The 9,973-nt window shown below is 40.3% G+C and carries 9 protein-coding genes and 1 pseudogene; 7 read left to right on the top strand and 3 right to left on the bottom strand.

Going from position 1 to position 9,973, the window contains the following annotated elements:
• Positions 1 to 289: 289 nt before the first annotated feature.
• The 4 genes and pseudogenes from LJE72_RS26900 (at position 290) to LJE72_RS25385 (ending at position 3,690) form a co-directional block, all read left to right on the top strand.
• Positions 290 to 619: a hypothetical protein gene (locus LJE72_RS26900; protein ID WP_396391938.1), complete on the top strand. Its 330-nt coding sequence runs from the start codon at positions 290 to 292 to the stop codon at positions 617 to 619.
• Positions 620 to 693: 74 nt separating this feature from the next.
• A pseudogene (locus LJE72_RS25395) lies at positions 694 to 1,448 on the top strand (DUF3102 domain-containing protein).
• Between the two features lie 184 nt (positions 1,449 to 1,632).
• Positions 1,633 to 2,403, top strand: coding sequence for a DeoR/GlpR family DNA-binding transcription regulator (locus LJE72_RS25390; protein WP_229250921.1), 771 nt, complete (start codon positions 1,633 to 1,635; stop codon positions 2,401 to 2,403).
• A 90-nt stretch (positions 2,404 to 2,493) separates the two neighbouring features.
• Positions 2,494 to 3,690, top strand: coding sequence for a DegT/DnrJ/EryC1/StrS family aminotransferase (locus LJE72_RS25385; protein ID WP_229250919.1), 1,197 nt, complete (start codon positions 2,494 to 2,496; stop codon positions 3,688 to 3,690).
• A 115-nt stretch (positions 3,691 to 3,805) separates the two neighbouring features.
• Here the strand turns inward: LJE72_RS25385 and LJE72_RS25380 are convergent, their stop codons facing one another.
• The 3 genes from LJE72_RS25380 to LJE72_RS25370 all read right to left on the bottom strand — a co-directional run bounded on the left by LJE72_RS25380 (position 3,806) and on the right by LJE72_RS25370 (position 7,572).
• Entirely contained in the window at positions 3,806 to 4,492 is a 687-nt protein-coding gene (locus LJE72_RS25380; protein ID WP_229250917.1) for a FadR/GntR family transcriptional regulator, read from the bottom strand.
• 200 nt (positions 4,493 to 4,692) lie between these two features.
• The gene (locus tag LJE72_RS25375) at positions 4,693 to 6,039 is read right to left on the bottom strand and encodes a sigma-54-dependent transcriptional regulator (RefSeq protein ID WP_229250915.1); all 1,347 of its coding nucleotides are present in this window, start codon (positions 6,037 to 6,039) and stop codon (positions 4,693 to 4,695) included.
• A gap of 12 nt (positions 6,040 to 6,051) precedes the next feature.
• Positions 6,052 to 7,572 (bottom strand): ATP-binding protein, encoded by a 1,521-nt coding sequence (locus LJE72_RS25370; protein WP_229250914.1) that lies wholly within the window; start codon positions 7,570 to 7,572, stop codon positions 6,052 to 6,054.
• A gap of 343 nt (positions 7,573 to 7,915) precedes the next feature.
• On the opposite strand from LJE72_RS25370, the gene LJE72_RS25365 reads away from it, so the two are divergent.
• Genes LJE72_RS25365 through LJE72_RS25355 form a run of 3 tightly spaced genes read left to right on the top strand, consistent with a single transcriptional unit; the run spans position 7,916 to position 9,906 of the window.
• Positions 7,916 to 8,146, top strand: coding sequence for a hypothetical protein (locus LJE72_RS25365; protein WP_229250913.1), 231 nt, complete (start codon positions 7,916 to 7,918; stop codon positions 8,144 to 8,146).
• 17 nt (positions 8,147 to 8,163) lie between these two features.
• A complete protein-coding gene (locus LJE72_RS25360; protein WP_229250911.1) occupies positions 8,164 to 9,264 on the top strand; it encodes a sulfite exporter TauE/SafE family protein in 1,101 nt (366 codons plus the stop codon).
• A 42-nt stretch (positions 9,265 to 9,306) separates the two neighbouring features.
• Positions 9,307 to 9,906, top strand: coding sequence for a universal stress protein (locus tag LJE72_RS25355; protein WP_229250909.1), 600 nt, complete (start codon positions 9,307 to 9,309; stop codon positions 9,904 to 9,906).
• Positions 9,907 to 9,973 lie beyond the last annotated feature (67 nt).

Here is a 9,973-nt window from a genome sequence, read left to right as displayed (position 1 = left end):
AAACGAAAGAACTATCTCTAACGAGGTAGTTCTTTCTGTGTTTAGTCATACTGTAAATTAAAGATACTTGTGTGCGGGGTTCCACCCGCTCGATCCACACTGCAGGAGAATGCGTTATGAGTCGCAGTGTGGCGAAAAGCTCATCCGCTTTTCGAATCGAACACGGAAGTTAAGAATCCACACTGCAGGAGAGTGCGTTATGAGTCGCCGTGTGGCGAAAGGCTCATCCGCCTTTCGTATCGCCAGGTAACAAGCGAAAGACTATCTCATTCAGAGATAGTCTTTCTTAATGTGTCATCCTTGCCACCTTATCTGGGGCGTCTTAAATTCGTCGGTACCGACGAATTTGGAGAGTCGGGGTTCCACCCGTTCGGACCCACATTGCAGGAGTTTGCGTCACGAGTCGCAATGTGGCGAAAGGCTCGTCCTTCGCCACGAAGTGTTTTTTTGTTTGAGAAATGAGGGAAACGAGGTTGCAATGCCTCAATATATGGGAAAAGTACTGCTTTTCGTCAACACTGCCAGCAAGTGCGATTTTACTCCTCAGCATAAGGCTTGGAGACTGTTAAAACCGGACTTGGCTGGCAGTTTGATTGTTGCTGAGGTTACGCCGGAGTAGATACCCAAGCCTTCACCATCCGAAGCCCGTCTACGTATGCTGTCATTAAAGCTATTAAAAGGGCGGGTGTCAAAATGAAGGAACCTATCACTGAACGTACGCCACTAGTTATCGCGGCTGAGATTAATAGGATCAAACAACAAACTTGCAAAATCATGCTTACCAATGCCATGGAGATCGGTAAGCGCCTGAAGGAGGCCAAGGCCCTGCTCTCCCATGGAGAATGGGGAAAATTGCTGGTGGAATCGGTGAGCTATTCCCAGCGTACAGCCAACAGGCTGGTGCAGCTCTTTGAAGAATATGGAGATAAACTGTTTGCTGCCAGCGATGACGGCAGCAGCTCAAATTCGTCTGCGCCGACGAATTTGACATACTACCAGGCCATTCTCTTGCTGGGGATTCCGGAAGATGAGATATGACCACCCGGGAACTGGATCAGGCTCTCAAAGAACGGAACCCAACCGCTTCGGAGAAAGAGCAGGCTCAAGTTACCCCTATGCCCAATCCTGGGGATATCAAAATAGAGTATCTAACCGTCAAAAAAAAGGAAAAACCCATAAGCGGGCCAAAAACTGCAACCTCCCAAACCTTTACTACGAAATATGAAGAAAGATGCACCGCTTGCTGCCAAACCATCGCCGATACCTTCCAGGAACTATTGGAAGCCCTCGGTCAACTGGCCAGACTGGATCTGGCGGTAAAAGAAAAATGCAGTAAAGACGCGAGCCGGCTAGCTGAATATATGGTCGAAAGGCCCAAAGAGTGGCCGCATGTTCCTACGACGAATATGAAGACGGTTAAACCCTACGCCACCTATGAAAGGTGGTAAATCGAAGGGCAAGGGGATATCCCTTTAGATGAAGGAGAGTTTACGACAATGATTGATATCGATATAACAGCTGGAGGGCCTTTGTAATAGTTATATGATAAAACTGCATACTATAGCATAAACCTGCATTTATAACTGTGAAAACAGCATATTGCGTGATATAATCAGTTAGAGGAGTTGTCATATGTTTGCTGAAGAACGTCAAGAGCTAATCCTTTTAAAGTTGAAGTCTCTCGGAAGGGTATTTGCAAAAGAGCTTGCGGAAGAATTTCAGCTTTCCGTTGATACCATCCGCAGAGACCTCACATCAATGGAAGAGAACCGTCTTTTGAAGAGAACACATGGAGGGGCAGTTCCTTTATCCAAGGTTAGAAGATTTCCAATGGATGATTGTATTAGGTATGGTGAGGGAACAGAACACCAAAACGCAGTAGCTAAGCTTGCTATATCTTTTATAGAGCATGGTGACACTATATTTATCGGTGGGGCCAGTATCCACTATGTTTTGTTGAAATATCTCCCAGTTGATCGCAATTATACTGTAATAACGAATTCACACATTATTGCTGGAAAACTCCAAAATCACAGTAATATCGAAACATATATAGTATGTGGAAAGGTCAAAGGTGAAGAAGGAATCGTCGATCCTTTGGCTACTGAATTTGTGAGAACTTTACGATTAGATACGGCTTTCTTAACTGGTGGAGGAATTTCTGCAATACATGGACTGAGTAGTTCAACTCCCGAAGGAGCTATTTTTCAAAGAACTGTAGCTGAAGTTTCACGTCGAACGGTATGCCTCGCTAATTTTGACAAGGTAGGAACAGAATTCTTTTCAAAGACCATTGATTTGAAGGATTTGGATATTCTTATTACTGACTGGGAATCACCAGATGAGGAAATTGAGAGAATCAAACGGTTAGGTGTTAAGGTCTTAATTGCAAAAGAGAATTAAATTTCAGCAAGTAGTTGAAATATCAACGGTAGTTTTTCTGGCTAACTGCCTATTAAAAACTACTTAAAGTTTCAACAAGAGGAGTTTAATATGTATAAAATACCTTTTTCACCACCTGATATAAGCGAGGAAGAAATTGCTGCTGTTTCAGAAGTTCTCAAGTCTGGATGGATTACAACAGGACCAAATACTGTTTTATTTGAGCAAGAATTAGCTGATTATTGTGGTACCCAGTGCGCCGTTGCCTTAAATAGCGCTACAGCAGGTATGGAACTGATTTTAAAGGTTTTAGATATAGGTGGAGAAGATGAGGTAATAACAACGCCTTACACCTATACTGCAACTTCAAATGTACTGGTTCATCGAGGTGTAAAGCCAACGTTTGTAGATGTTAAGAAAGATAGTTTTCTAATTGACGAAGAAAATATTTATGAGGCCATTACGCCGAAGACAAAAGCTATTATGACGGTTGACATAGCAGGTGTGCCTGTTAACTACGATGCTATAAGAAAAGTCTTACACATAAAAAAACGTGAAGATATTACTTTGATTTCCGATTCCGCACATTCCTTTGGAGCGTTATATAGGGGGCAGAAGGTTGGAGGTCAAATGGATTTCCATGTTTTTTCCTTTCATGCAGTGAAGAATTTTACAACGGCAGAAGGCGGAGCAATTACTTATAATGACAATAGTTTTTGTGGGAAAGATGATTTGTATAAAGAGTTTAAGTATACTTCCTTACATGGACAAAATAAGGATGCCCTATCAAAAACGCAAGCAGGAGCATGGAAATACGACATTTTAACTGATGGATTCAAATGTAATATGACCGATATCATGGCAGTAATAGGGCGTGTTCAACTTCGACGATATGAAGAAATGTTGAGAAAAAGAGCAGAACTCCATGAAATATATAGCCAAATACTAGGTGCCAAGGAATGGGCGATTCTACCATTTGAAAAAAACGGTGAATTAGAGACAAACTATCATTTATATACTTTAAGATTGAAGGATTTTAGTGAAGAACAAAGGGATCGTGTAATACAACTGTTGGGTGAAAAAAACATTGCAACAAATGTTCATTTTATGCCGTTACCAATGTTTACGCTATATAGGAACCTCGGTTATAGACTTGAAGATTATCCAAATGCACATGCGCAGTATGTGAATGAAATAACACTGCCTCTTTACTCGAAGTTGTCCGTGGATGAAGCGGAATATGTTGCAAAAGAGCTTATTCATTGTGTTGAAATTCTAGTGGATCAAAAAAATACGCATCGTTCATAATGATAAAAAGTCGCTGTATTATGCAGGGATTAAACTGAAGTCGATCAAGACATGGTTTTAAACTAAATATACATTTTTGATAGGTCGAGACATTCTAGGATTTGTCGCTTGTACTTTATTCATCTATAATTCCAAAGCCTCTCATGGCGTGGATGATATGCAGCTTCATAGCAGTTTTGGCCCCTTCGGCATCTCGTTTTGATAGAAACTCCATAATCATTCGGTGATCATTCAAAGTATTCTGGACCATTTCTTCATTTGTGTCAGATAAAAGAACTCCCTTGTCAATGGCTTGATACAATATTGGCATCAAGCGATTCATAAATTCATTATGTGTAGCCTTGGCGATAGATTTATGAAATGCTTGTTCAACCTCAGTTCTATCTTCCTTTTTTAGTATTAGTTCTTCCTCAAGTTTACCATAGTACAGAATACGCTCTAGCTCCTTATCCGTTGCCCGTTTTGCAGCATAATAGGCTGATTGAGGTTCAAAGATCAAACGCATTTCATATAAATCCTTCATATTAAGTTGAAAGGTTGAAAGCTCTTTCAAGCCAAGCACTTCGTTTAACTCACGGTTATTCTTGATATAAGTCCCTTTTCCACGTTGAATTTCTAAAACATTATAAGCGACTAAAATACGAATTGCTTCGCGTAATGTAGTCCGGCTGACTTGTAATTCCTCAGAAAGTTCGTTTTCGTTAGGGAGCTTATCTCCCAGGGCGTACTTTTTATCTATGGTAATCATTGCAAGGATATTGTCGGCAACATTTTCAGCCAGACTTCTTTTGTCCCTTGTCATGTGCGTCCTCCCTCAATACAGATTACCCTTATTATACTGTATTGAGGCATCTTTATAAAAGTAAGATGTCAAAACTAGCAAAGCGATTCAAGATCAGATTAACAGGGTGGAGAATGTTGGATGGTTGCATCACTCTGTTCTTGCGGAAAAGGAACAGGCAGGTTGTTTTGAAACAACCTGCCTGTTCCTCTGTTTTTATACTAGAATTTTAGGCCATGTTTATTCATGCGATAGAGAAGTGTTGGACGAGAAATACCTAGATATTTAGCAGTCTTTGTCTGGTTATAATTATTCTTTTCTAATGCTTTAATGAAAAGACGTTTCTCTAACTCTTCTAAAGAGAAACCAGCCTCAGGAAGATTTATAATCGGCTCAGAAGTTTCTTTGAGGTTATTTAATAATTCGCTGGGCAGGTGAACGGGTAGAATTTCATTGTTTTGGCAAACAATCAGCGGTCTTTCAATGGCGTTTTGCAGCTCTCTTATGTTACCTGGCCAATCGTAACGCGTTAAAATCTTCATAGCATCAGGGGAGATTTTTTTAGTATGGGAAGGATCAAATTTCCCTAGGAAATGATTGACCAGCAGAGGAATATCATCTTTCCGTAATCTTAGGGGAGGCATTTTGATTTGCATAACATTCAGTCGATAATATAGATCTTCTCTAAAGGTTCCCTTAGAAATAGAGGCGGAAAGTTCAGAATTAGTGGTGGCAATGACCCGTACGTCAATCTGGATGGTTTCAGTTCCCCCGACTCTTTCAAAACATCTTTCCTGCAAAACACGCAGTAACTTTACCTGCATACTTATTGGCATATCACCGATTTCATCTAATAGAATAGTGCCTTTATCAGCCATTTCAAAACGACCCTTTTTTCTATTGGTTGCACCGGTAAAGGCCCCCTTTTCGTGGCCAAATAGTTCGCTTTCCAACAGTTGTTCGGGCAGCGCGGCACAGTTCACCGCTACAAAGGGCATATTAGCACGGTTACTGGACTTATGTATTTCAACAGCAGCAACTTCTTTGCCTGTTCCACTTTCCCCTGTTATTAAAACTGTCGCATTTGTTTTGGCAACCTGCTGAATTAGAAGGATAACCTCTTTAATAGCATCGCTTTGACCAATCATTTTTCCGTATTTTTTGCCTAACTCCTGACGCAAAAAATTTACTTCATTTTCCAAATTGGATAAATGAAGAGCTTGCTTCACTTGCACTTTTAATTCATCAAGTTTAAAGGGTTTAGTAATATAATCCGTCGCTCCAATTTTCATGGCTTCGATTGCAGTTTCAATAGTGCCGTGAGCGGTGATCATAATGACAGGAATCTTGGGATTGATACTTTTTAGCCTTTTTAACACTTCAATGCCATCGATATCAGGCATCTTTAAATCCACTATCACCGTCGAGGGTTCAGTTTCGAGAGCCATTTCAATACCTTGCAGACCTCTCGTTGAAGTGACTACTTGATATCCTTCATGACTTAAAGCCCTCTCTAAGGCCCAACACATTCTCTCTTCATCGTCAATTACCAGTATTCGTGGTATCAAGAGTATCATCTCCTAAGAAGATTGTGGTGCCACAGGAAGTTCAATTATAAAGGTAGTGCCTTTATTAGAAACACTATTTACTTCGATCATTCCGCCATGCAATTTAATACTTTGATAAGAAATTGATAATCCAAGACCGGTGCCAGCTTCTTTGGTTGTGTAGAAGGGGTCAAATATTTTTATCATTTCATCTTCAGAGATGCCTTCTCCGGTATCAGATAAACTGATGACAGCCATTTCCTCAGTTTGCTTGGTGACAATATTTAAATCGCCGCCGGTTGGCATTGCTTCAGCAGCGTTCACAATAATATTTACAAATACCTGCTTAAGCTTTTCGGTATCGGCTAGGATTCTAGGAAGTGAATTGTCCAGGTGCAGTTGAACGTTTACCTTTTGTTTTCGCAACATCGCAGCTGAAAATGATAGGACTCCCATAATTAGATCATTGATTGAACACTCTTTAATTGATACTTTGGTAGGACGGCCGAAGTCAAGCAACTCTTGAATCACCATATCCTGTCTGTCCACCTGCTCATCTATGGCCTTCGTATATTCCTCGATACCACTCATTTGAGAGTATTCCTGCTTCATAAGTTCGACTAAGGTTTTAATAATCCCAATCGGGTTACGCAGTTCGTGTGCTACTCCTGTAGCCAAACGACCTAGTGCAATTAGATGTTCAGATTGCCTCAGTTGATCTTCTAAGCGCTCCTTTTCAGATAGGCTTTTGGCCATTCGGTTAACGGCTTGGGCAACTTGACCCAGCTCACCCGTCATTTCCGGCAATAGGTGGTGGATATCATATTCCATGCGATGTAAGCCTCGCTTCAAGCGGTCCACGCCGGTGGTGATATTTCGAATCGTCCTAAGAGTAGCAAACATAACCAATGCGAGTACGCCCAGGGTGAAATAACGAAGTAACTTTCGATAGAAACTGCTTTGATAAAAGAAGGGGTTAAGTCGTTCTCCGGCCCACATTACGGCAACCACTTTCCCTTTTAGTACAACAGGTGCAATGTACTCAACTACTTGGTCATCAAAAGAACCAGATATTCGAAAGAGGGGTTCATTACCCATTTCGGCAGCTACCAGGCCGGACTTAGTATTAGCGAATATCTCTCTCTCCCTCTGGGTTTCTTCTTCTTGCGAGAGATTACGATAGTTATGGAGGAACCCTAGTACAGTGATTTTCTCTGTTTGAGGAACATATAAACCGAAACGAATCCCCGAATTTGATGGTATATAGGGCTCGACAACCCGAGTAAATTCGCTGTGCAGAAGGAGCGATGAGACATCTGGTTCAATCTCCAAAAATTCTAGATTCTTGGAGAGTTCCTGATTGGTGCTTTTAACAAGGGCTGCCAGTCTCTGCTCTTTATCAAAAAAGATAACTTGATCCGTCTGTGAAGCGAAAAAAATATCGTACATTAATGCTAATAATGGTACAAGCATAATGACTGCAAAAATAATAACTAATTGATTCTTTAGACTTTTTTCCTTGGAAGACGATAGTAAATTTTTATGGATACTCAAATTCACTCTACCTCCAACTATCAGGGGGATCTATGAATTGAATTATATAATACATATGGCTGTAGCAAAAGATACATACCGCATTATTCGTGAGAAAACAGCTAAAAATCTAGAGAATAAGATAATAGATTAACTAAATAAAGATATCTTGCTTGGATTTATAGCAGTAAAGTATAGCATTTGCTACACTACTTTTTTTAATGGTCATTATAAATGCTTGAAATAGCAGCTTATTCGCCTTGGCACAGTATTTGCTATATAGAGAATTATATCACAAATTAAGGAGGGGAGATATCTCTTTTAAATACCTTTTTCAGCTAACAAATTAAAGGAGAGATTGGATATGAGTAAAGGATCCAAATCGAGCTTTTTAGAAACTATTATTTTCTTGGGTCTATCCTTTTGTGCTTACTTTGTAATTTTCCTTAATATCGATCAACTAAACCAATTCTACCTGAGTAAAGGAATGATTCCTGCTCTTAGCCTTTTAGGCACAGTAATTTGTATGGCTTTTTTGTACGGGACAGCGGTATCTCATGTTTTAAGTATCCTCGGCTTAGATAGCAATCATTAGAAAGGGGGCTTTTATCGATGGCAGGCGAAGCGGTAAGTTTAGTTGGAGAAGTTATGAGGTTTATAGATATCACCCCGAAAGTGGGTTTATCTATGGTAGGACTTGGATTTTTGGGGGGTGCATTAAGTGGCTTTCTGGGTAGTGGGGGGGCTTTTGTTATGACTCCGGGCATGATGGCCCTCGGAGTTCCCGGCATCGCAGCAGTGAGCTCAAACCTTGCTCACAAATTTGGTAAGGCAATGGTCGGAGCAAGGAAGCACTCTAAGATGGGAAATGTAGATGTTAAGTTAGGAATCTTTATGGTAGCCTTCCTTTTACTGGGTGTTAGGCTGGCAGTTATTCTGAATGAGTTAATATTTGCCAGCATGGGTAAGGAAGGTTCAAACCTATATATTAGTGTGGTATTTGTGGTGCTGTTATCCGGACTTTCGATTTTTATCTTAAAGGATATTTCCAAACCGAGCGCCAAGAGTGGATCGGGTGAACCTTCGGGTTTTGCGGCTAAACTTTCGAAAGTTAACCTCCCGCCTATGATCTATTTTAAAGTTGCAAATGTACGTGTATCCTTGTGGTTTGTTGCTCTTATTGGCGTGGCAACTGGGTGGCTGGCAGGAACTGTTGGCGTGGGAGGATTTATTGGAGTTCCCGCCATGATATATATCCTGGGTATTCCTACGATGGTAGCTGCTGGTACAGAATTATTCTTAGCAATTTTCTCCGGTGCCTCTGGTTCCTTTCAGTATGCCATGAATGGTTTTGTGGATATTCGTTTGGTTTTGCTGCTATACCTTGGTTCACTGTTGGGTCTCCATATTGGGGCTAACGCAACTAAGATGGTTTCTGAATTGCAAATCAAACTAGTAATGGCCGTAGTAATTGGTATGTCAGCATTAAGTAGAGCCTTTGCCATTCCAAAATATTTAGTGGACCTTCAAATGGCTAACCTTTCTCAAGGAGTAGCCGGGATTCTTGACTTGTTAGCTTCAGTTACATTGTTCGGTGGTGCAATAGCTGGAGTATTAATGATCATTCGTTATATAATTCGTTTCAAACAGGTCCAAAAGGTCGATTCACAATATGTTCAGCCGATGGTACATTCCAAACGTGATTCTGCCTGAGGATAGATTACCCATAAACTATGGTGAGGTGATAATTATAGTATGAATGGTAACCCATTAAAGGTGCTTCTTTATTTTGATGGTTCTGAGCATTCTTTATCTGCAGCTGTTTATACTGCCAACCTATTTAATAGAATACCTAACATGCATTTAACCATCGTACATGCTCAGGAAAATATCAAAGGCTTTAAACTAGAGAATTCCAATCTGAGGGAAATTTGGTCGACTGATCTTATCTTAGACTGGGAAGAAAGCTTATTGGACAAAGTAGAATTTAAGCATAGAAGTCAGTATTCTAAAATAATCGCCAAAATTCACGAGATATTTTTTGAGGCAGGACAAAACGTCAATCAACAGGTTATCTTTGCTAATTCAAATATTCCCGATACAGTAGAAGCGATTATCTATTTTGCGACTAAAAAGGAATTTGAATTAATTATTATAGGTACGCGAGGGCCAAGTAGTTTGAGAGGTTTAGTATATGGCAGTTTGGCGCATAGTGTGTTAAACAAATCCGATATACCAGTGTTGCTGATAAAGAAACTGCCTCAAGAATTTGTCGATCGGTTTTGCTCATCACCTTCAGGAAAAAATCGCGTCAAAGGACGAAGAAATCATTTGTATTGGGTAAAAACTATATAAATGAAAGTTGTAAGCTAAAGTCCTCAAACTAAAAGTCTAGGAGATAAAAAAACTCCTAGACTAGATC

This window comes from Desulfosporosinus shakirovi, from assembly GCF_020595055.1.
In the GTDB taxonomy this organism is placed as follows: Bacteria; Bacillota; Desulfitobacteriia; order Desulfitobacteriales; family Desulfitobacteriaceae; genus Desulfosporosinus; species Desulfosporosinus shakirovi.
This window is presented reverse-complemented; position numbering and strand designations above follow the sequence as displayed.

Excerpts from the sequence above, each read along its gene's own strand:
- LJE72_RS26900 (WP_396391938.1), top strand. The coding sequence starts at position 290 with ATGTGTCATCCTTGCCACCTTATCTGGGGCGTCTTAAATTCGTCGGTA.
- LJE72_RS25390 (WP_229250921.1), top strand. The coding sequence starts at position 1,633 with ATGTTTGCTGAAGAACGTCAAGAGCTAATCCTTTTAAAGTTGAAGTCT.
- LJE72_RS25385 (WP_229250919.1), top strand. The coding sequence starts at position 2,494 with ATGTATAAAATACCTTTTTCACCACCTGATATAAGCGAGGAAGAAATT.
- LJE72_RS25380 (WP_229250917.1), bottom strand. The coding sequence starts at position 4,492 with ATGACAAGGGACAAAAGAAGTCTGGCTGAAAATGTTGCCGACAATATC.
- LJE72_RS25365 (WP_229250913.1), top strand. The coding sequence starts at position 7,916 with ATGAGTAAAGGATCCAAATCGAGCTTTTTAGAAACTATTATTTTCTTG.
- LJE72_RS25360 (WP_229250911.1), top strand. The coding sequence starts at position 8,164 with ATGGCAGGCGAAGCGGTAAGTTTAGTTGGAGAAGTTATGAGGTTTATA.
- LJE72_RS25355 (WP_229250909.1), top strand. The coding sequence starts at position 9,307 with ATGAATGGTAACCCATTAAAGGTGCTTCTTTATTTTGATGGTTCTGAG.